The 23,338-nt window shown below is 43.1% G+C and carries 12 protein-coding genes; 5 read left to right on the top strand and 7 right to left on the bottom strand.

Annotated features, from left to right (window positions below):
• Nucleotides 1-41: 41 nt before the first annotated feature.
• Both MHB64_RS10255 and MHB64_RS10250 read right to left on the bottom strand, forming a co-directional pair.
• Nucleotides 42-1,601, bottom strand: coding sequence for an extracellular solute-binding protein (locus tag MHB64_RS10255; RefSeq protein ID WP_341134346.1), 1,560 nt, complete (start codon nt 1,599-1,601; stop codon nt 42-44).
• 177 nt (nt 1,602-1,778) lie between these two features.
• Nucleotides 1,779-3,296 (bottom strand): extracellular solute-binding protein, encoded by a 1,518-nt coding sequence (locus MHB64_RS10250; RefSeq protein ID WP_341134345.1) that lies wholly within the window; start codon nt 3,294-3,296, stop codon nt 1,779-1,781.
• Nucleotides 3,297-3,475: 179 nt separating this feature from the next.
• On the opposite strand from MHB64_RS10250, the gene MHB64_RS10245 reads away from it, so the two are divergent.
• From MHB64_RS10245 to MHB64_RS10230, 4 genes are all read left to right on the top strand, one after another.
• Nucleotides 3,476-5,821 carry a helix-turn-helix domain-containing protein gene (locus MHB64_RS10245; protein ID WP_341134344.1) on the top strand — a complete coding sequence of 782 codons (2,346 nt, stop codon included), beginning with the start codon at nt 3,476-3,478 and terminating at the stop codon, nt 5,819-5,821.
• A 108-nt stretch (nt 5,822-5,929) separates the two neighbouring features.
• Nucleotides 5,930-6,673 (top strand): rhamnogalacturonan acetylesterase, encoded by a 744-nt coding sequence (locus tag MHB64_RS10240; protein WP_094870943.1) that lies wholly within the window; start codon nt 5,930-5,932, stop codon nt 6,671-6,673.
• On the top strand, nt 6,636-7,478 hold the full coding sequence (locus MHB64_RS10235; protein WP_280786944.1) for a sugar phosphate isomerase/epimerase family protein: 843 nt from the start codon (nt 6,636-6,638) through the stop codon (nt 7,476-7,478). Before MHB64_RS10240 ends, MHB64_RS10235 begins: the two co-directional genes overlap by 38 nt.
• Nucleotides 7,479-7,623: 145 nt before the next feature.
• Entirely contained in the window at nt 7,624-8,784 is a 1,161-nt protein-coding gene (locus MHB64_RS10230) for a glycosyltransferase family 4 protein (RefSeq protein ID WP_094870947.1), read from the top strand.
• On the opposite strand, the gene MHB64_RS10225 is transcribed toward MHB64_RS10230, so the two are convergent.
• From MHB64_RS10225 to MHB64_RS10205, 5 genes are all read right to left on the bottom strand, one after another.
• Nucleotides 8,756-9,220, bottom strand: coding sequence for a DUF2269 family protein (locus tag MHB64_RS10225; RefSeq protein ID WP_179283714.1), 465 nt, complete (start codon nt 9,218-9,220; stop codon nt 8,756-8,758). The genes MHB64_RS10230 and MHB64_RS10225 overlap by 29 nt on opposite strands.
• A 149-nt stretch (nt 9,221-9,369) precedes the next feature.
• A complete protein-coding gene (locus MHB64_RS10220) occupies nt 9,370-15,741 on the bottom strand; it encodes a rhamnogalacturonan lyase family protein (protein ID WP_341136066.1) in 6,372 nt (2,123 codons plus the stop codon).
• 234 nt (nt 15,742-15,975) lie between these two features.
• On the bottom strand, nt 15,976-17,808 hold the full coding sequence (locus tag MHB64_RS10215) for a UbiD family decarboxylase (RefSeq protein ID WP_341134343.1): 1,833 nt from the start codon (nt 17,806-17,808) through the stop codon (nt 15,976-15,978).
• 110 nt (nt 17,809-17,918) lie between these two features.
• Nucleotides 17,919-18,440, bottom strand: coding sequence for a serine O-acetyltransferase (locus tag MHB64_RS10210; protein WP_094870953.1), 522 nt, complete (start codon nt 18,438-18,440; stop codon nt 17,919-17,921).
• Between the two features lie 258 nt (nt 18,441-18,698).
• Nucleotides 18,699-22,457, bottom strand: a complete 3,759-nt coding sequence (locus MHB64_RS10205; RefSeq protein WP_341134342.1) for an alpha-L-arabinofuranosidase C-terminal domain-containing protein — start codon at nt 22,455-22,457, stop codon at nt 18,699-18,701.
• A 257-nt stretch (nt 22,458-22,714) separates the two neighbouring features.
• Here MHB64_RS10205 and MHB64_RS10200 point away from each other — a divergent pair, with 257 nt between their 5' ends.
• The gene (locus tag MHB64_RS10200; protein WP_094870957.1) at nt 22,715-23,299 is read left to right on the top strand and encodes a GNAT family N-acetyltransferase; all 585 of its coding nucleotides are present in this window, start codon (nt 22,715-22,717) and stop codon (nt 23,297-23,299) included.
• Nucleotides 23,300-23,338 lie beyond the last annotated feature (39 nt).

The raw sequence follows: 23,338 nt of genomic DNA, 5'->3' as shown, positions 1-23,338 counted from the left end.
AGGTTGTTGAAACAGGATCAACAACCTTTTTCTGCGAGAATCTATTTCTTGTACAATGCGTTATACTCTTCAATGATTTTAGCTCCGCCACGGCTCTTCCAATTCTCAACTTCTTTCTCAAATCCAGCCTTATCGATCTGTCCATAGATATACTTGTAGGTCGCATCGGTAATGATTTGTTGGAGTTCAACACCTTTTTCTGTATAAGTAGGAGAGTCCATAGCAGCAGTTGGGTCAGGTACACCCACCTTCACATTCTCAAGAACTAATTCTTCGGCGTGGATTCGACCTGGCAGCACGTTATAGCTTTGGTACATGCCATTCGTTTCATATTCTCCAATAACACTATCCTTAAAGCCCTTTACCTCACGCTCAATCAGCTCTTTATCATCGCCAGGCTTCGCTTTACCGTCTTCAACGGTATAATGAACGCCTTCAATGCCCCAATACATCAAGTTTGCAACTTCAGGGGTCATCATCTGATCAAAGAAAGCAAGAATCTTCTTCAGCTCTGCTTCATCTTTTACAGCAGATTTAGGGAACAAGACGACGTTGTTATACCCAGGAATCATCCATTGCGCAAACTTTCCATCCGGTCCTGCAACCATACTATGTGTGTCCAGAACTGCATCCGGGAAATTCTTGATAGTATCTTTATTCAGAGAATCGATATCCTGCATGGAGCCCCCGATATAAAGGCCGCCTTTACCACTGGTGAACATATTCACCGCATCTGTTTTACTTGTAGCCGCGAAATCTTGGTTCATGTAGCCGCCATCACGTACTTTTTTAAAAAAATCCATCGTATCGATATACTGCGGGAACGTAAAGTCAGGTGCTAATTTGCCATCCACTTCGCCCCATGTGTTCGGTGTACCAAACCAGGAGGATACTGTTTTGAAAGCACCGTAGGTTAATTCATTCCGGTCAATAATACCAGTGGTGTCCTTCTTGCCATTACCATCTGGATCTTGTTCTGTGAATGCTTTAGCCATAGCCAGTAATTCATCTACATTAGCCGGTGCTTTAAGTCCCAGCTTATCTGCCCAGTCCTTACGGTAAATGATCCCTTGGCGTGCTAGTGGGCGGCCGATATACAAGGTGTACAGCTTGCCATCCACTTTCGTGTTATTCAGAATTTCCGGTTTCAATTTACTCAAATTAGGGAACTCGCTTAAAAGAGGACCTATTTCCCAGAACTGACCGTCTTTAATCGCGTCTTTCATTTGAATAAAGGTGGTTTGATTCTTCAAATAGGTTACTTGTGGCAGTGAACCCGTAGCAAAGGATGAATTCAGCTTTTCTTCATACGTATCTGCCGGATAGAATTGATAAGTTAACTTGGTATTAGTCAATTTTTCAAGCTCAATTTTTATTCTGTCGGGTGGTGTTTCTGTAGTATTTAATGGAAGCATAATCTTAATTTCTGTCGGTCCTGCTTTCACTTCTTCTTTAGGTACTTCTGTCTCAACCGGCTTAGCAGTGCTCTCACCACTTGCAGTTTCAGAACTTGCTTGATTGTTGTTACCACCACATCCAGCTAACAATGTGCTGAACGCTAACAGTGCTGTCAACAACATGGTGAAGGATTTCTTCTTCATACCATTTTGACCTCCATAATTTGTATTGGTTACGAGTTACACGTTACATCGCCCGCAAGGTTACGAAAACAATCATTTCCCCATAAAGCCCTGTTCTTAAAGGGATCTGAGCAAATGATTATGGTGATAACACAAAAAAATCCACCGCGTCATCCGCAGTGGATCAAACTAACCCATTTATTTTTCTATCCCAAGCTCAGCCTCACCATATTCCTTAATAATCAGATCTCCTCCGCTAGCTCTCCACTTCTCAACTTCCTTCTGAAATCCCTCAGCGGTTATATTGCCTAATATGTAATTGTACGTAGCATCTACAATAATGGTAGACAATTCTACATTCTTCTCATCATAGGTAGATGAACTTAGAGAAACAGTCGGATCGTCGACCAAAAAAGATTCATTATCTTTACTTAGCTGATCCGCAAGTGAGGTCAATTGCTCCTTCTGAGCCACCTCCATAATGTTCTTATTACTAATGTCTGCAATCATCAAAGAATATAACGGATTCACTTCCTTCACCCGCAGCTCTGAGGTCTCCTCGGGAAGAATGATTTTTCCCTCCTCAAGCTTATAATGGCGTCCTTCAAACCCATACATCATTATATTCGCTACATCTTTATCCATGGTTCGATCAAAGAATTCGAGTACCTGGCGGAGTTCATCCTCCGTCGCAATGGCTTTTTTGGAAAAGAGATAGAGTCCGTTATAATTGGGAATCGACCACACTTTATATCCTTCAGGCCCTTTGATCCGATTGATTAACGTAAGTTCTGCTTTCGGATTCAAATTCTGAGCTTCAATAGAAAGCCGCTGAACATCTGTCATACTGCCAATAAATACGCCAGCAATGCCATTTATGAACTTATCACGTTGCACTTCTTTGCTCGTTAGGGCAAAATCCTGATTTATGATTTTCTCATCATATAATTTCTTCATGAAATTCATGGTGTTCTTATACTGAGCGGTCACAAATTCAGGAACGAATTGATGGTTCTCTAGTTTCCAATTATTCGGTGTACCAAAATACGAACTTAACGTCTTGAATACCCCATACACAAGATCATTTCGATCGACTAGTCCAAGGGTATCCTGTTTGCCATTCTGATCTGGATCGTTGTATGTAAATTGCCTCATGACCTCATACAGTTCATCCAGTGTTTGTGGATTATTTAAATGGAGATTGTCGAGCCAATCCTTACGAATAATGACTCCCTGTCTGGAAGAGGGGCGTTCCGTATATAGGCCATAGATCTTACTATCTACAGAAGTCTGCTTAAGAATGGCGGGGTTCAGTTGTTTAAGATTGGAGAACTCCTGAAGATAAGGTCCAATCTCCCAAAAGGCATCCGAACGAATAGCATTTTTCACCAGATTATAGTCTGAAAATTTTACAAATGTGACCTTTCCGAGGGAATTAGTCGTCAAAGCAGTATTCATCTTATCCGTGTAGACCCCCTCTGGAACCCATCTTATATCGAGCTTCACGCCTGTCAATTTTTCAATCTCCGCCATAATCTCTTTCGAAGGCTGTTGTGGAAAATGAAGAGGTGCCAAAATTGAGATACTCGGCCGAGCCGCATCTTGACCGGATCCGGTAGACTCTTTATCGTTGCAAGCGCTTAAAAAAGAAAAGACGAGCATGGTAAATAAGCAGAAATACAGCGTTGCCCTTTTACCCATAGATACTTTAGACATTTCTGTGGCCTCCTAGGTATTGTAAGGATTATCACTCTATATCTTGAAAATTTTACAATTTATAAGCATAATTAGAGCTAATGATTATCACAGAACAAGATGATTATTGTTATTTCCTACCAAATTACATACACTTAGATCAAGTGTCTACTTCTTCATAAGTAAAGGTGCTGAGTCCAGTGAGACCATTAAGCTTTCTAAGTAAGCTAACGATGTTTGCCTTTGTAATTAGCACACTGCCTGTGTTGTTCATCGGTTCTTTTTCATACTTCACATCGTCAAAAGAAATTCAAAAAAACGTTAACAACAGCAAAATGGAATTAATCTTACAAATCACCTCAAATGTAGAACATAAGTTAACAACTGTCAATCAAACATTAAACCAAGTGATCAACTCTAGTGTATTAAAAAAAGCACTAAACAACCCTTTAAATGAAACCGATTTCATTTTATACAATGATTTAAGAAACGAAATTCGCAATATGCAGTCCTTCGATACGAAGCTGGAAGATGTCATCTTATTAAATCAGCAGCAAAATTGGATGATCAAAAATTCTGGTGTTTATCGCTTAAATGAGTACAAGGACCATGCGCAGCTCACAAACTTAATGAATATTGCCGAAGATACCTCTTGGATCCTGAACCCGTCCTCCATATTTTACAGTGAGGAAAGCATTAACGTCACAGGCTGTAACTACAGCATTAGTCTCATCAAGAAACTCCCAACCAATAAGCTGCAAAAATATGGGCTCGCCTTAGCTAATATTCCTGTCTGCAGTCTTCAGGATTTCATTAACTCGGATGTACAGCTCCTCGACGATATTATCGTTCTGGATAAGACAGGTCGATTCCTGCTCCATCCGGATCGCAACTTGATCGGAAAACCAATGAAAGAAGGCGGATTCACTGAAGATTCTTTCATTTCTAATCCATCTAAACTTTCAGGTCAGTTTAAGACCATGATCCACAAGAAGGATTACTCTGTCACTTACATGCGCTCTCAGATGAATGGCTGGGTCTATCTTTCGGTCACATCCATGGAAAGTTTAACGAAAGAATCCAAAAAAATTAGCCTGTTTACGATATTCGTGTGTACCTTTATGCTTCTATTGTCTATTCTCTTGGCATGGATCGGATCAAGACGGATGTACACCCCCATTGAAAGACTGCTCAATCAAATGGGCCAACGCAAACCCGACATCAAATCCAGACATACGAATGAGTTTCAGATTATCGGAGAACAAGTTCATTCTTTATTCCAATCCAAATCACAGCTGGAAAAAGAAGTCCGTCAGCATATCCAACAGGTTCGTACCTTCTTCCTAATCAATGCTTTCCATGGCAACGTCAAGAAGCGTGATCTGCTTGAAGAACTGGAACAATTCGGCTATCATAAGCAGCTTGAAGAATGGAAGACGATGGCTGTGATTACGTTGTCGATCGATTTTGCCGATGATTCCAGCTATGAGAAAAAAGATCTTAATCTCTTATTATTCGCTGCCCACAATATAATTGAAGAGTTAGTCTGCCCTGAACAACGACTGGCTCCTGTAATTATGGATCATGCAGTTGTCGTCTTATTAGGGAGTCCAGACAGTGATACCGAGTCTTTTCACAAGACATTATATTCGTTAACTGAGAAGCTGCAGCAGGAGATAAACAACTACCTAAAGCTTCAGGTGAGCATCGGTCTAAGCCTCCCCTTCAACACCTTTGACAAATTATCCACGGCTTACAGAGAGGGACTCGAAGCACTGAAGCACCGGATCAAACTTGGTAAAGGTGTCATTATCCAGTATGAAAATATTAACTCTGGCAAGCACTATCTGAATTTGAACTACCCTACTCATAAAGAAAATGACTTACTGGACGCTATCAAATTAGCTGAAACAGATAAAGCAAAGGAACTCATTCATTTGCTCTTCAAATCTATCTTTGCTCATGAGCTTTCACCACAGGAATACCAGATTCCGTTGACGCGCTTACTAAATAATTTACTCATTATGATGCAGGAATCCGGTATTAGCTTAAATCAGATTTATCATGCCAATGGTTCCATATTTGAGGAGCTGCATGACCTTCATACTGTAACGGAAATTGAAGATTGGTTCTGGAGCATGGTCATTTATCCGATGATCAAGATTTTTAACAGCAGACAAAATGCTCAATATCACAACATCTCCGAGAAGATCATTGATTTGATACAACATGATTACGATACAGATCTTACTTTAGAAGAATGTGCTTCACGTCTGCATTATAATGCCAACTATATCAGCAGTGTCTTCCGCAAGGAGACCCAGTACTATTTCAGTGAATATTTAACGATGTACCGATTTAAAATGGCGAAAAAATGGCTGAAGGAAACTGATATGCCCATTAAAGATATTGCAGCCAAATTAAGATATAACAACTCTCAGAACTTCATTCGCTCTTTCCGAAAGCAGGAAGGCATGACACCCGGACAATACCGGGATCACAACGCTGGCACAAAACTTAAATCCACCTTCGACGAATCAATGTAAAAAGAGATGAATATGGTTCAGGTGGAATCCAAAAAAAGAGTCTCTCTTTTTTTCTCAAAATATGTTAACGTGTGCATATAACCTTTTAAGGAGGCACGGAGTATACTTATGACACCCACATTATTTATCGCAGGGGATTCCACTGCGGCTATCAAAGGTGCTGGAGAGAAACCTATGACTGGCTGGGGAGAATACCTGCAAGGCTATTTTGGGACTTCTGTTCGAATCGATAATCGCGCCATCAATGGCCGCAGTACTAAATCTTTTATAACTGATGGTCGCCTGGATGCCATCCTTAAAGACTTCAAAGCCGGTGACTACCTCTTCATTCAATTTGGACACAACGATGAGAAAAAAGAAGATCCTTTGCGCTACACTGATCCCGACACTGAATATCGCCGCAACCTAATTCAATATATTGAAGCTGCTCGGCAATTAGGTGGGACTCCGGTTCTACTAACCTCTGTAAGTCGCCGCCGCTTCAACTCCGATGGAGAGCTTGACCCGCTTGCTGTAGGCGCTTATCCCGAGGCTATGAAGCAGGTAGCTGAAGAAACGCATACACCGCTGCTTGATATTTTCGCAGCTTCGCAAGTGCTCTATCATTCATTAGGCGAAGAAGAATCCAAGAAATTATTCATGCATTTGCCTGAAAAAGCACATCCGAATTACCCAAATGGAGTTATGGATGATACTCATTTCTCTGATCAAGGTGCTCAGCACATCGCCAGACTTGTGGTTCAGGCTATTGAACAATCTCCTGCCTTACCATTAACAGACTTACAACAACTAATAAAAGGAGTGATCACATCACATGGGCATTCCCCTGCATCTGGGTGTTCGAGCACATGATTTCACACAAGTTCCATTGAAGGATTTAATTGAAAAGATTCAGTTTTATAATTTCGCTCATATTCAGTTTGCACTTAAAAAGTCTTTTCCTGACAGTACTCCGAGTCTGACTGCTATTAGCCCTGGAACAGCTAGTTATTACGGAAATGCCTTTAGACAGGCTGGTATTCAGATGGCGGTGCTTGGCTGTTACGTTAATATTATAGACACTGATCCATTCAAACGGGCACAAGCGTTAGCCGAATTCAATACGCATCTTCGCTTGGCCAGGGATTTCGGCGCTAGCCTGGTAGGAACAGAGACCGGAAGTGTAGGCCGGGGCTATACCACAGCTAATTTTACAGAACAGGCTTTTCAGGAGGTCGTTACTTCGGTAAAGGTAATGGTTGCAGAGGCCGAACGTTTTGGTGTGACGGTAGGTATTGAAGCAGGACTTCATCATCCGCTTTATTCCGCTTCCTTAACTCGCCGACTGCTGGATGAGATTCCTTCTAATAATCTTCAGGTCATATTGGATTGCGCAAATCTAATGTCACCTACAAATTACTTACATCAGGAAGCTATTATTATGGAGGCTTTGAAGCTCTTAGGAAATCGAATAGCCATCATTCATTTAAAAGATTTTATCGTGCAAGATGGAGCCATCAAAATTGTTCCTGTAGGTCAGGGCTGGCTTGAGTTTGAGCCGATTCTTCGTTATATGAAGTACGAGCGTCCGCATATTCAGGGCATTTTAGAGAGCACTCCTGAATCGCATCTAAGAGAAAGCATCGCTTTTTTACAGCGGATATATGAAGACGTGTAAATATAAGATCTCATACAAAAAAAATCCACGGTACACCTCATTACCTTGTACAGTGGATTTTTATATTCTGTTTAACATCCGTTTGACCTCCATGAAATAATAGGCTGTTATGATCAAGACATCAAGAGTACCTGGGAGGGGTTCTATGCGTCTTGCTTTATTTACAGACACATTTCTTCCGCAAACGAATGGTGTCTCACTTACGCTTCAGCGCTTAACCACTCATTTGAACCGGCGGGGTATCGAGCATCTGCTATTTTCGCCGAAATCTGCTCCTGAAGACAGTTATGCCGATCCCATACGTCCCATTACCAGTATCCCCTTTTTCTTATACCCAGAATGTAGACTCGCGCTGCCGAATATGTCCTCCATCCAGTCAGAGCTAAAAGCTTTTCGACCCGATCTGCTGCATTTGGCTACTCCGTTCAATATCGGTCTATGCGGCCTTCGCTATGCGAGAAAGCTTGGCCTGCCTCATGTCGCCTCCTACCATACCCATTTTGACCGCTATCTTGAATATTATCGGATGAAAAAAATTGTTCCTCTTTATTGGAAGTACATGAAGTGGTTTCATCGGTCCTGCGATGCTACCTTCGCGCCCTCCAACGAGACACTTGATTCCCTCCAAGCTCAAGGTTTTCAACGTTTGAAGCTTTGGTCTAGAGGCATCGACTGCAATCTCTACACTCCGAAAAAACGCAGCCATCAGGTCCGTGATCGTTACGGAATTACCGCGCCGATATTACTTCTGTATGTGGGAAGGATTGCTCCTGAAAAAGATATCAACACCCTTGCTCTCGCCATGCAGCAATTCCCCGAGTCTATGCAAGCTCAGGTGCATTGGTTAGTTGTTGGAGACGGTCCCTTATTATCAGAAATGCGGGCACAGGCGCCGCAAAATGTCACGTTTACGGGCTACAAACACGGTGAAGAGCTTGCCCAATTGTATGCCTCAGCTGATCTATTCGTCTTCCCTTCCAGTACGGAAACCTTCGGTAATGTTGTCCTTGAAGCCATGGCCTCTGGACTGCCTGTCCTCGCCGTAAATGAAGGCGGGGTGAAGGATCTGGTTACACCCGGCCGCACCGGAATCATCGCCCCACCTCGTTCCCCTGTTGCTTTTATTCGTGAGATTTGTGCCTGTATAGAGCAACCCCAAAAGCTGGCTGCTATGGGTTATGAGGGGCGACAGCTGGCGCTCGGCCGCTCGTGGGAGAGCATTTTTGATGGACTCATTCGCGATTATGAAGAGATCATTGAGAATAGGCGCTTCGATCTTATACCGGCTTTACTACCATTAATATAATAATGACGATAGTGAGCACATGTACAGCTGCTTCTAACGGAGCGATCTTGTTCATTGCGGCGTTGTAGCCTACAGGGATTTCGTCGCCTTCACTCGCCATCACGAGCTGGGTCAGCTTTTTCAATCGAGGCTCAACAAATCCAATAATAATGACTTCTATCACGATAAAAAATAATAACGAAAGATTGATCCACAACACCGACAAGCCCATTTTATCAATGATCATTAACAAAATGCCTGTAACGATCAGGGTAATCCCACCCGTTTTAGGGAATCTGTTTATTGTCTTCATCATGCCAAATACAAAACGAAGCTGGCTACCTGTCTTGGCAGAGCTTGTCAGTATTGGCAGCACAAAAGCTGGTCCAATTCCCACAATGGCCGCTATAACATGTATGACTACCACAATCTTAGAGATAATCTCCGTCAATTCCATGATTACAATCCTCCCTATCATTCGTTGTTTAGATTCATATGACGATGATAGTGAAAATAGTCTTGCAGAATCCTTTAATTCTTAGATAATCTCGAAAAAGCGCCTAGCCGGATATTACCGACGTAGGCGCATTTTTAACTATTGCTTAGTTATTTTACCGTGACTTTCATAACTGTACTTTCACTTACGCCTTGATTATTCATCAGTTCTACACGGTATTCATAAACACCTGGAGATTGATTCGTGATCGAAGTAGAAGCCATTTGGGCATTCGGAGTATTTGCTGTTAAAGTTTGTGTATCGATAAGCACTCCATTCTCATACAAGCGATACACTTTGCCGTTCATCCCCCACCATAGATTCATGGTCACTTTATACTCTCCATCACCATCCCAGTTGTCATTAGATAACACTGGCTTACCTGGTGCAGCATCCTTCACAATAACCATATGAGAAGTAGATACCGTTGTTCCAAATGAATTAGTTAGCTCAGCCGTGTAGGTGTAGGTACCGTTTTCTTTTCCAGTAACACTAGTCACTGCGGTCTGTGCGGTTGGGGAGTCATCGCGTAAGGTTTGCGTGTCTATTAAAGTACCGTTCTCATATAGCTTGTAGACCGTACCATTATTGCCCCACCACATGTTCATTGTGATTTTGTAATCACCATCCAAGAGTCCTGTATCCTGCCCATTGTTATTGGATAGGACCGGCTGCCCCGGAATTCCTGTAGCCTTTTGCGACCCATTTACGACTATAATTACTTGTTCTGTCGTCGAGAGTCCAGCGTTATTCACAGCTGTTGCGAGGAACGTATGTGATCCCGTAAGTCCTGTTAGGGCAATCTCATCACCATAGGCAACTTCTTTTCCATCAAAGGTGATATCCAAACTACGAACACCCGATTCAGGATCTTCTGCTACGACCTGTATTTTCAAAACCTCCGATTCACTCATTTGAGTAGAAGGTAAACCCGTAATTGCAGGTGGTGTAGTATCTTCTGTTTCCCCCGGTGAACCAACATATTGAATTTTTGGCGCCGCAGGTTGTTCCATGCCTTCGCCAAGAAAGAATCCAGGATGCGGAGGTTGATTATAACCCACGTTCTGCCAAACCACTCCCAGTCGGTAGATCGGATCATGCATCAAAGTTCGAATACGATAATCTGTCATATCCGTTGTTGTATAGATTCTTAATTCAGAACTGTCCGTTGCGCGCCAGATCACTTCTTCACGCCAATCCCCGAACAGATCCGCCTGTAAGCTTGGGTTCGCCTTAGTGCCATTATTAGAAGAAGCTCCAGTAGCCGTCAACAAATTAGCTGTTGTCTGGTTGGTGTAATCCCACTTATCCACTCGATTAGAATCCAGCAATTCCCGTAAAAGATCACCATCCCACCAAATGCCGAAATTCGTAGAGGAAGGCAGCTTATTCGTAATTAGCTCTCCCTGAGCACTGTATACGCCTGTAACAGGGATCTGCACTTCATTGGTGATCGTTGCAGCCCATACCTCTTCCCCAGCATAACGCGGGTCAATATCTGCTGACATTCCGCGTCCAGTATCAATTCCTGTGAACACACCCCATAAGGTTTCCCCTGTAGCTGCATCACGCATTTCAATACCATACTTGGAATCGGTATGCTCATGTACATCAAAGACCTCCAGCCCCGGTCTGGTTGGATCAAGATCTCCGAAATGGATCGCATCCCCATGACCAAGCTTTGTATTGTACAGCGGCAATCCATCATCATCAATGGCCATCGCGCCGAAGGTTATTTCGTCCTTACCGTCACCATCTACATCTCCTACTGAAAGATTATGGTTCCCTTGCCCTGCGTAATCGCCATACCCTTCTTCATTACTATCAAATCGCCATACCTTCTCTAGCTTACCTCCGCGATAGTTATACGCTGCAAGTACAGTTCTAGTGTAATAACCACGACTGAAAATCACGCTTGGCTGTTCACCATCTAAGTAAGCTATAGCTGCCAAAAAGCGGTCCACCCGATTACCATAGGCATCGCCCCAAGCGCCCACATCACCACGCGGCGGATCATAACTAACCGTATCCATTGCCCGGCCTGTTGCCCCTTCGAACACTGTTAAATACTCATTGCCGAGGAGCACATAACCCGAGCTGTTGCGATAGTCTGCACTAGCATCACCGATCAAAGTACCTTGACCATCAACCGTACCATCTGCTGTCTTCATCATAATCTCAGCACGCCCATCACTGTCCAAATCGTAAACCATGAACGGTGAATAATGCGCACCAGCACGAATATTAGGCCCTAAATTAATCCGCCATAAACGTGTGCCATCTAGCTTATAAGCATCCATATAGACTAGTCCTGTATAACCTGCCTGGGAGTTATCTTTGCTGTTCGAAGGCGACCATAACATGATGATTTCGTAGACCCCATCACCATCCACATCCCCTAGACTTGCATCCCCTGCACTATACGTATAAGGCTGACCGTCTTTGGTGTAATCATCTGCTGGTTTTTGCAAGGGAACTGATAGGTACTGCTTCTGCCATACGCTGAATTCTTCTGAAACAGATTTTTCGATTCCATTGTATACCGATGTGATTCTATATTTGGCATCAGCTGTGCCGGAAGGATCGAGATAGTTCGTGCTTTGCGTAATCAACAAATCATTTAGCTTCTCTTCCCCGCGATACAGATTGAAACCGATCGATTCCGGGTCCAGACCTAACATCCGCCAGCTGATATAAATGCCCTCATCTGTCTTAACCGCTACAGGCGCACGATCCAGCGCCTCCATCTTCCGATATAGTGTTGTCACCGCTGAGGTTTCCAGCGTAGCGGAAAGATCAGAGATACCGCCTGCATTTACCGAGGCAACTTTGTAATAGTAAGGAATTGTACTTAGAATGGTGGTGTCTGTGTATGAAGCTTCGAATGATTTGCCGATTAGAATGAACTCACCATCCGCGGATTTCGCACGATAAATGTTGAACATCCTTGCATCCGATACCTCATTCCATGTAAAGGTCACATCATTTTTGTTCGTAGACTGTACTGCTAGACCACTAGGTACGGCTGCTTTTGCTACAGATGGATCAATCATAGATACCTTTAAGGCATTAGATGTTACGGATTCCAGTCCCGTGCTATCTACCGAAGTTACCGTATAGATGTATTCCATACCGATATCCGCAGTGGTATCTGTGTAAAGCGGCTCTGTTGTCTCGCCCAGCAGCTCTGCACTGTTCGCAACCGTTGCTTGACGATAAACTCGGTATCTCAGCGCACTATCCATACCATCCCAAGATAGATTAGCTGCGATAGGCTCATTGTTTAAGTCCAGACTACCTAGTTTCAGATTCGTTGGGGCTAATAATAGAGGTGTGATTTCAAGTCCATTGAGATGAGCCGTTGTGCCGCTAAAAACAAGATTCATCTGACCGTCTTTGACAGCGATCTGGTTATACAGCTTCTCAGCAATATTTTCCTTACCTGAGGAGACTGTTCCATAATCTTTGCCTTCAATCGCTACGTTCGTCTTGGTAGAACCAATCCAATCTCCGGTATAAGTCTTAACGGAATAATAACCATTCGGTAAATCCACTTTAAATTCATACGAGCCTCCAAAATAGATCACGAAATCTCTACGAAGTGCATCAGTCGCACTACCGCGATCTCGATCACTCATACCTTCACTTGAGGACAAGCCATAACCACGTTCTGCTGTATAAAGTACATTACGGTTCACTTCCGTATAACCGGCGGCAACGGGTGAGCCAACAGGTCCAAAATCATAACGATATTGTGCGGACTTCGTAGTCAGCTTAACTTCATCTGAAGGCTCAGACTCACCTAATCCGTTTACTGCAGTCACTCGAACGGAGTAGCTGTTACCTTCCGCCATTCCGCTTAATGTTAAAGCTGGAATAGTGGCAGTTCCCGCCAATACGTAAGCAGTTTCAGCTTCTGACGCCAGCTTACGATAGATTTTATAAATATCAGCGCCCTCTACATTATCCCATTTCAGTACTGCACCTGCATTACTGATACTTCCCGCTACAAGACCTTTTGGCTTGGCAGGCACTGTTTCTGGCTGCTTAATGTCCTCTACAAAACTGGAGAGCGGAATGTTTAATTGCTCTATTCCTTTGGCCAGCAGACGAGCCATTTGAATCGCTCCGTACTCTTGAAAGTGAGTATCGTCTGTCGACCCATTCGGGAAAGCACCATATATCCCTGCATCGAGGTGAAGGAACACCGATCGTGTAGCTGCAAAACCGATCGCGTTGTAATAAGCGACACTTAGCGCGCTAAGATCAACCAATTCCACATGCAGCTCATTCGCTACCTCTTTCATCGCCTGCACATATTCAGGGAAACTCACATTAAATTGTTCCGTGGCAGCATTATAATCTCTACGTCCCATCGGGGTCACCAGAATCGGAGTCGCTCCTCTTTGTCTGGCTCCCTCGACATACGTTTTTAAATAATTTTTATAATCTGCTGGAGAGGCATACCGATCAGGAACGCTGATCGTTGCGTCATTGTGACCAAATTGGATAAGGAAATAATCACCTGGCTGTATCTTTCGCAGTACTTCATCCAGCCGCCCCTCTACAATAAATGACTTAGAGCTGCGGCCTCCTATAGCGTGATTCTTAAACGTTACTTCCTCACTAAAGAAATCAGGAATCATTTGTCCCCAGCCAGCCTGTGGTATCCAGTAAGGATCATAAGTCTGCACAGTTGAATCACCCGCAATATAAACTGTAGGCAATTCATTAGCAGGACGGTCTGGCTGCTTAGTAATCACCAGTGCATTGATATTAGGCTTAGTGCCAGAGAACGCCAAGTTCATTTGTCCATCCACCAAAGCGATGTCAAAGCTCATTTCCAAATACTGACCTGATGTTTTGCTCGTCTGTTGAACTTTTTGAATGGATTCTACTTTGATGCCAATGTCCGTATCTCCGGCGCTATCTCCAGCGATAAGTGACACAGTATAGTCACCATTCGGTAAATCTACATTAAAGGCAGTATCCTTAGGGACCACCAAATCCGATCGTAAAGGATCAGAGGTTCCCCGGTCTACAGCAGTTACCTTTGATATATCCGTAAATCCATATTTAACCGCAGAGGAATAAGATACTCCCGCATCGACCTTAAGATAACCTTCCGCCGCAGCACCTGGGCCAAAATCAAAGGAATATACATTTCCTTCTGGCAATGTTACAGGTGGCGTGTATACCATACTTTCCACTTTGTTAGATAACTGGGATTGTCCTTGGCCATTAGCAGCTTTTACCCCAAAATATTGACGCTTAGAGGTATCTACTGCTACATCCGTAAATGTCGTCTTTTCCGACTGCCCAATCTCCTGGAAGGATCCATCTGCTGAATCAGATCTTAAGATTGTATAACGGGTAGCTCCCGCCACGTTGTTCCAACTTAGCTGAACAGAACTCGCACCTACGCTGACAATCGAAAGGCCCGTTGGTGCTGCCGGAACCTCTGCCTCCGGAATTTTATCTACTGTCACAGATGCACTCAAAGCAGACTCCTCACCGCTGCCTTTAACAGCAGACACATTATAAATGTAGCCACTGCCTTGATTTACGTCTGAATCCACATAGTTGGTCGCAGGAACTTGACCAATCGATTGAATAGCCCCGCTAGGAAGCTCTGTCCGATATATATTGTAATAGACTGCTTCTGTCACGCTGCTCCACCCGAGGGAGACCGCAGCGGGCGAGAGATTCGTAACCGCTAAGCTCTCAGGAGCCTGCAGCGGACCCGGCACGATTTGCTGAATCATAAGTCCATTTAAATACCCGCCAACCCCTGTACCCGTAATGCCAACGGTCAGTTGACCGTCATGGACAGCCGTGCGGTAGGTGGCTTGATTTACAGCCTGCTTGCTGCTTATTGAACCAGCCGTAACACCTTCTAAGGTAATCGTAGTTTTAGTTGTACTTGTGCCTGCCAATAAATCTCCTGAGAATACAGTCACATCGTAATCCCCATTAGGAAGATCCACTAGAAAGGCGTAAGACAATCCCAATACAAAATCATTAGTCAGTTCATCTCCGCCCGAGCGATTTCTTGAGGCAACCGCCTGATCTAGACCATATCCTAGCTCCTTCGTATACAGCTTAGATTCATGCACAGCTGTATAACTACTCATTACAGGACTTGTTGCCGTTCCAAAATCATATCGCAAAGTTATTGGACCTGAATCCGCACTGGCTGGTTGCACTCCAAAGGTTGTAGAGGGAAATAGAGATGAACAAATGAAGACCCACGACAATAACACAATAAGTATTTTATTCCCCATTTTATTTCTCTTCATCTTCCGTGCTTCACCCGCTTTCTTAGGATTGAAAGAACTTAGTACGCATCTGGCCCTGCTGTAGTAAACGCTTACAATAAGCTTCATTGTCATTCGTTCTTCAAATATAAGTTCTCTTCGTGCGCGTATCCCCTCCTCCTTGCTCAGATACTTTTCTGGATAATCATTTCCAGATGCACTCATATCCAACACGATACTACCACCTAAGTTTCACTATGAACATTTAAAAAACAGAGTTTATCGTACACTAAACCGTTCAATTCACTCGCCTCTAGTTATAAAATCCTACGATTTCGTGACAAGCTGGGACATAAAACCCAGAATACACCTATACATTTTTAATTTCATATGAGTAAAATCATTTCAAAAAACAGCAAAAAGACCCCTTGGTTTCCCAAGAAGGTCTTTGAGTTATGGTTAGATCTTACCGTTTAAGCTGCCACCCGGAGCAAATAATCGTTCGATATGCTTTTGAACCGCTTGATCTGGAATTAATGGTGGCGCTTGATGAGGTTTTACACGCGCATCAATAATCACGTTATCACATGACCAATGCTTATACTCCGTTGAACTGTTCACGCCATATATATCATGAGAAGGATTGCTGCGCGTGAACGTCGCCCATAGGAAATTCTCAATTCTATCACTTAAGAACTTGCTATCATCACACACAATAATCATCGGACAAGATGGGAGTGCTCCCTCTTCTTGAATCGCTTCGCTAAGCTTGTTCATTTCCTGCGCTGCTTCAGCGTAAGTAGTGAATTTAGAGCCTTGAAGCGCCACGAGACCCGGCATCACCATACGCGCATGTTCAAATCCTTGTAGTTCTTGAAAAATGCCAGGAACCTCTGTACTTAGCTCTCTTTTCTTCTCCCCAACTGCAGCGAAAATCACCTTACTCCCGCTGTTTAATCCTGTGCCGGAATAATCAAGGGTATCAATCGTTGTATTCGTATAGAAATGAATATCTCTTCGAAGATTAATTCGCTCCAGAATATACGTCAAGAAATCTTCAACATCATGTGTACTAATAGGCTGTTGTTCTTCGGCTGTAATAAATAAAAACTTAGCTAAACTAAGCTGGCCTGTACCCAAAATCCGATTTGCAATGGTAAGAATCTCTGCTGGCTGCTTCACTTGCTGATAAGGCGTATAACGTTCACTGCCAATCGCAAATAAAAGGGGATGAACTCCCGCAGCATCAACGGCGTGAACTTCTTTGACACCCGGGATTTCTTGTCGAATAGCTCCGCCCGTCAACTCGTGAATTAACTCACCAAAAGCGGTATCCTCTTGTGGTGGTCTGCCGACAACCGTAAATGGAAAGATGGCATTCTTTTTAGCGTACACTTTATGTACTTTCATAACTGGAAAAGGATGAACTAAGCTGTAATATCCTAAATGATCACCAAAAGGCCCTTCCGGCTTCGTCTCACCAGGATGAATTTCCCCTGTGATCACAAAATCTGCATCATTACTAATGCAATATCCATCTACATAGCTATAGCTAAAATGACGTCCCGAAAGTAAACCTGCAACGATCATCTCACTCATTCCCTCTGGCAAAGGCATTACAGCCGATAACGTATGCGCTGGAGGTCCGCCGATGAAGCAGCTCACTTTAAGGGGTTCTCCCTTTCGATTGGCTCTTTCTTGGTGAACGCCGATACCGCGATGAATCTGATAATGAATACCAACCTCTTTATTGAGTTCATAATCATTGCCATTCAACTGAACGCGGTACATGCCCAGATTGGAATTCATAATGCCTGGCTTGTCTGGATCTTCGGAATACACTTGCGGCAATGTGACAAAAGCGCCACCATCCTCTGGCCAATGTGTGATCAGCGGAAGATCAGAAATACTGATTTCCTGAAAACCACTTGGCAGACCCCCTGGCTTTTTGATAGGCAATGCTTTTCTCGCGGATAGTCCTGTCCCTACATATTTAAAAGGATTTTTGAGTGCTTTCATAGGATCGTTACGAAGTGCAATTACGTTATGTGTGGAGTTCCAGGTACGCCGAAAGATAAACTTACTGCGCTCAATCGTTCCAAAAAGGTTAGACACCGCACGAAACTTCGAGCCTTTTACATTTTCAAATAATAATGCAGGCCCACCGGCTTCATAAACCTTCAAGTGAATTGCGGCCATCTCCAGATAGGGATCCACTTCTTCACGAATACGAACCAAATGTCCATGTTTCTCTAAATCATTTACACACTCTTCTAAATTGCTATATTTCATTTCATTACTCCGATCTCTAGAAGGTTATTACAAGATTTCTTGGATGTTTTAATTATACCCTGTAACTTATTAAAATAAAGCGATACCCTATGTACTAGAACATCCCGCCGTTATCTTGTATGTTCAGGTTTAGGTTCATCTCGCAAAATATTTCTGGCAGGAATCCCTACGGCCGAAGCATTATCCGGCACATCCTTAACCACAACTGACATCGCTCCGATATTAACATCATTCCCCAGCGTAATCGGGCCAAGTATCTTAGAACCTACTCCGATAAATGCTCTATCACCAATCACAGGTTCCCCTAAGTTATTTCTCCCCCCAATGGTCACTTGGTGAAAAATAGTAGCGTTGTTGCCAATCACCGCTTTAGGACTAATGATAATGCCATTTAACCCATGCGGTAAATGAAGCGCATCACCAATTTGCGCTTCTGCATGAAGCTCTCCACTGGCAACAATTCGAACAAACAGCACATCCATTATTCGGTATAGGAGCCACAAAGGTTTGCGGATCAGGCCACTTTTCACCCGATAATACACCCAATTTCCAAAACGATAAGTAAACAAAGCCATAATCGTTTGTGGATTTTTTAGATTTGCCTTCCAGTCCATTTTGAATGATTTCATCATTGTATCATCCTCCTATAGGGGCAAGATATGAACTATATTCTCGTGAAATGAAAGCAGCTATGAGGTGAAAATTAACTGGGAGGTTCGCAGGATGGAGAGTCATTCGGGTGATTGTGCTTTCACCAGTGTAAGTTAGATTCAGAGATTCATCAAGAAGTGGACAGTTCTCCCTATATAAACATCAACCGATTACAAGCCTTCCTAAACAACAACACGCGCCGAGGTGATATCGGCGCGCGCTCAATGCTATCTATTCTATTAAATAAGGTCCAGAACAATCACGTTCACAGAATGGGCAGCTAGATTTACAATTGCAGTGTCTTTATTAAACATGATTTCTGTTTCAACCGGAGTAACCTTCTCATCATTTTTTCTGTTCACATTAGGGGTGTGAATCAGCGAAGCATCGCCTGTTAAAGTAATCCATTTACCGGTAGTAGCTACGTTTAAGCCTTTCAATTCAAGCTTCGTTGCTTTCTCTACACGATCCGCATTCACAAGCTTCATATAGAGATGCTTATCATCTTTAGTAACGGAATTGTATACTTCTCTATTATACGCTTCGAGCTTATAATCAAGCACTTTACTTGTTGTCTTGCCATCTGTGTAAGAGCAAATCAAATGCTTGCCATCTGCTCCACCATAATTAACAGTGATGGTATATACCGTATGATCCGCCAGCTCTTCATAGCAACTAGCTCTCAGGTTACCTGCTGCTGTACTAGAGGAATAATCGCCGAGCGTATAAGCCTCAATCCCTTGCTTGTACACCTTGACTCCTGTGGCATCGCCATTATAACCAATCGCATATTCGATAACATCTTTATTTTCTGGTGAAATGTCTGTCAGACCTGCACCTACATAGAAGCCATCTTCGCCGGAAGCTCTTTCAAGAACAACCTCTACTTTATAATTAGTCCACGTGTCATTGAGGATATACAATCCATTCAGCCCGCTGTTCTGTGCCTTCAAGACTAGACCTTTGGAAGGATCAATCGTATATCCGGCAGAGCCAGGAATAACTTTCCAAGCTTCATGCAGCGGTTGTGTAAAATCTTGCTCAAACATAACGCTTCCATCCGTATTCGAAGTAACCTCCAACCGCTTCACAACCACTGATGCTTTTCCGGCAGCCACTTCAATTCCTCCGTGAGGAATGAGGTCTACCTTTTCCCCGTTGCGATAGGTCGAGAACGATGTGCCAACCACTTTGGTGCCGAGATATTTAGCGTACAGCTGTTGAACATAGTAGTTCGGCGTGTACCATACAGTTTCATCATCAAACCAAATGCAATCTGGTGTCCATCTGTAGGTGCCATCTGTTAATACCTTATTGAACAAAGGTGCCGTTGCAGCTAGTCTAATCACATCAGCGTTATTCTCGAAGCTGGACATGATCGCCGCCTCAGCAATCGCTCCTGCCAATGTATTTTTATCTGTCGAAGCATATTCACCCACAAAAACCTTCGAAGTTTCAGCCTCGTCCAAACTGCCGTCTTCTTTATAAGCTCTGTAATAGTAATTGTAGCGATCCGCATTCTCTAACAAATACTCGTTGGAACGGTAGTAATGCTCGTCCGCAATGGTATCCATGTAGTTCTTTTGTTTCTCATACCAGGTAACCGTCTCTTCAATACTCGATGTTCCATCCGTGAAGCTGATCTGTTCCGAGCCTTGTAGATTTCCGCTTAGGAATTTCCAGCCTTGTTGATAGGCATCATCATCTGCTTGTGCGCCAACCGTAGAAAGAATGGTCAGTTCATGATCAGGGTAGTTCTTCACCATATATTCATCAATTGTTATTTTAAAATATTCGAAGTTAGCAAAAAACTCTGTTCCCCAGTTTTCATTCCCCACACCCAAGTAACGCAGATCAAACGCTGCTTCATGGCCCATCTTTTTACGCAAAGCGGCCCACTCGTTATTGTCAAAATCCATGCTTATCGCAAAATCAATCAGATCCGTAAAGTTCTTCACATAATAGTCTCTTAATGCACCACCGGCAGGATTCGCATAATCCGAACGTGCTTGACAGAGTACCCCGCAGGCCATAACAGGAAGTGGTGTTGCATTCAAATCCTCGGCCAATTGGAAATACTCCATATAGCCAAGCCCCATCGTCATCATGTAGCCCCATACATTATAGTTCTCTTTGCGAAGCTCAATGTCGTTGACGGATTCTTTCCAATCGTACACATTCTCCCAAATATGAGACCCTTCAGAAATACAGCCTCCAGGGAAACGCAAGAACGTCGGATGAAGATCAACGAGTGCATTCACTAAGTCTTTTCTAAGTCTATAGTTCGGATTCCCTTTATAGTTCGCATGAGCTGTAGCAGAACGTTCTTCTTCCCCAGCGCCCCAAACCTCTTCCGGCATTAAGGAGACCATATCAATGGAAATCTCACCGTTAAAGGTTAACGCCAGCTGACCGAGTACAGTTTCAGATCCTGTTAATACAAGCTTAGAAGCCACGCCATATTTCTTCCAGTTACCGTCATCGTTCACCTCAACCACCGCCGTATCGCTAATGGCTTTACCGTCTTTGTCGAGCAATTGCAGGGTGATTGTTCCCGCTGCCTCTGCCTTCGCCCAAATGGTGAAGTTATACTTAGCATCCTTCTGAATAAACATTGAGCAGTGCTGATTGGAATCCGCAAAGCCTCTATTCTTAATCGTCGCGCCATCTGCCACTGTCACATAATGAGCATTCATATCTTTATCTTCGATTCCGAAGAAATCATTTAATCCGCCTGTATGATGAACCGTCACTTTATCCGTGTCACCAGACCATGCATGCAAAGGTGTATAATTTCTTCCCGTTGAAGTCCCATGCACCCCACATACATGTGAATAGCTGTCAAAAGCAAATGACTCAAAGGAACGATTCTGCACTAGCTCTGCATAAATCCCACCGTCTGCTGCATTATTAATATCCTCATAGAAAAGGCCATATAGAACATCGCTAACATCCAAAATCTCAAGGTTCCCATCGATCGTTAAAGTGTAAGGTGGCAACCCTTCTGGGAGCACAGACACATTGAAGCTCTTTTCTACTACACTGTCACCTTTTTTCAAAAGCGCGGTAAGCGTTACACCTTGCGCAGATTGGACTGTTTTATTCAGAATGCCCTCATTAGAAAGGATTGCTGAATCGCTGGACACCCAAGACACGTTAACTTTTCCGCCCATGAGCGTAGCGGGCAATTCGATATCTTTGGTGATGATGGAGCTAGTGAAGGTTAAATATTTATCTTTTGCAAGCTTAACGATATCTTCATCAGTCAACGATTCACACATAATCTCAATCACTTCGTCCTGCGTTAAACCCGCTTTATATACACGGAAGTCCGCTAGAGAGCCTCCGAAATCCACATCTGCAGTGTACTGAGACCTTCCGATCGTATTGTTACTATAATTTCCTTGGTCCTCAAATGTAGCAAACCATGTGCGCAGCTTAGCATATGTACCGCTGGAAGTCTGACTGATCATTCCGTCCGCAACGACCTCACCATTTATATACACTACAGGTCCTGCACTGCTTAGTGTTCCACCTTTTGTTCCAGTGACCGCAAAAGCGACATGTACCCATTCACCAGCAGTAAAGGATTTCCCAGGATCTGCGACTAAATCTTCCCCTGCAAAACAAGTTCCCCGGAAATTTCGTGTTAAAAAAATATAAGGACCCGTCTCGCCTTTGCCGAAATCAAAAAGTCTTTCCCATAAGCTCCCACCACTACTTACATGCATCCAAGTCGATACAGTAAGGCCAGTTTGGTCGCTGACCTCTTTAAGAAGATCATCCGGCAAAGAAATATAGGATGTGCCATGTTCTCCACCCGCTAGTGAAACAGCACTTCTACCCGCTACCGTCTGAATGGAGGGCAGCTTAGTCCCTGAAGCAGTTCCATCGTTCCCATTCCCTGAGTAATCTTGACCTACATGATCGGGGTTATCAAACTTATAATACGCTATCAAATTACTATTAATAGATTTGTTACTGTTGTCATTGTTCATAGAAGATCACCTGTCATCTTTTGTATTAGAAATCATAAAATCCTAACCAATCTACTGATTACTACGACAAAACCATTCCAACCGTGAATCATTTAACCTTTATACGAAACATAATAACACACTTTATAATCAATTAATATATTAACTAATTAATATTTTTATGAAATAAAAGAAAACTTTTTTATAATTAAAATTTACCAAATAGACCCTTTTATTCATGATAAAATGAATTAGAATGCATGAAGGAGAGATGAAATATGAATACCCATGTAGGTTATGAATCAACAAAACGCGATTTATTTACCATTGAATGTAAAGATATCCTGTTACGAGAGTTTAGCTTGGAGGATTTAGATGAGTTTCATGCACTTACCACGCAGCCTGAAATCATAGAATTTCTGCCCGACTGGAATGTCCCTAAAGAGCAACGGCTAGATTGGTTAATAAACTATGAAATAAAAGAAAACCAACAGTTTCTGCAAGCAGTCTCAGCGGATGGAAATATCGGGGAGCTTCGTCTTCGCTTAGGCATTATTTTAAAAGAGACGAATGAGTTTATCGGTTGGTGTTGTACAGGTATGAAGGATGAATTACCCGCTCCGAACAGAGAGATTATGTATGCCATATCCAAGGATCATCGCGGCAAAGGGTATACTACACAAGCTGCCAAGGGACTGATTAAGTTTTTATTTGAGCACACATCTACCGATGTATTAAACGCTATTGCTCTGGTACATAATACACCCTCAATTAGAGTCATACAAAAATGTGACTTTGACTTAATTAATGAAATTACGATTGAAAATGAAAGCTATAATTATTACCAGCTTTCTAAGCGGTAATGGAATAAGAAAAGAGCTGCCTGAATAATCTCAGGCAGC

This window comes from Paenibacillus sp. FSL K6-2859 (genome assembly GCF_038008265.1).
GTDB classification, from domain to species: domain Bacteria; phylum Bacillota; class Bacilli; order Paenibacillales; family Paenibacillaceae; genus Paenibacillus_AQ; species Paenibacillus_AQ nitricinens.
The sequence above is the reverse complement of the archived record's forward strand: the minus strand, read 5'-3'. Positions and strand labels throughout refer to the sequence as shown.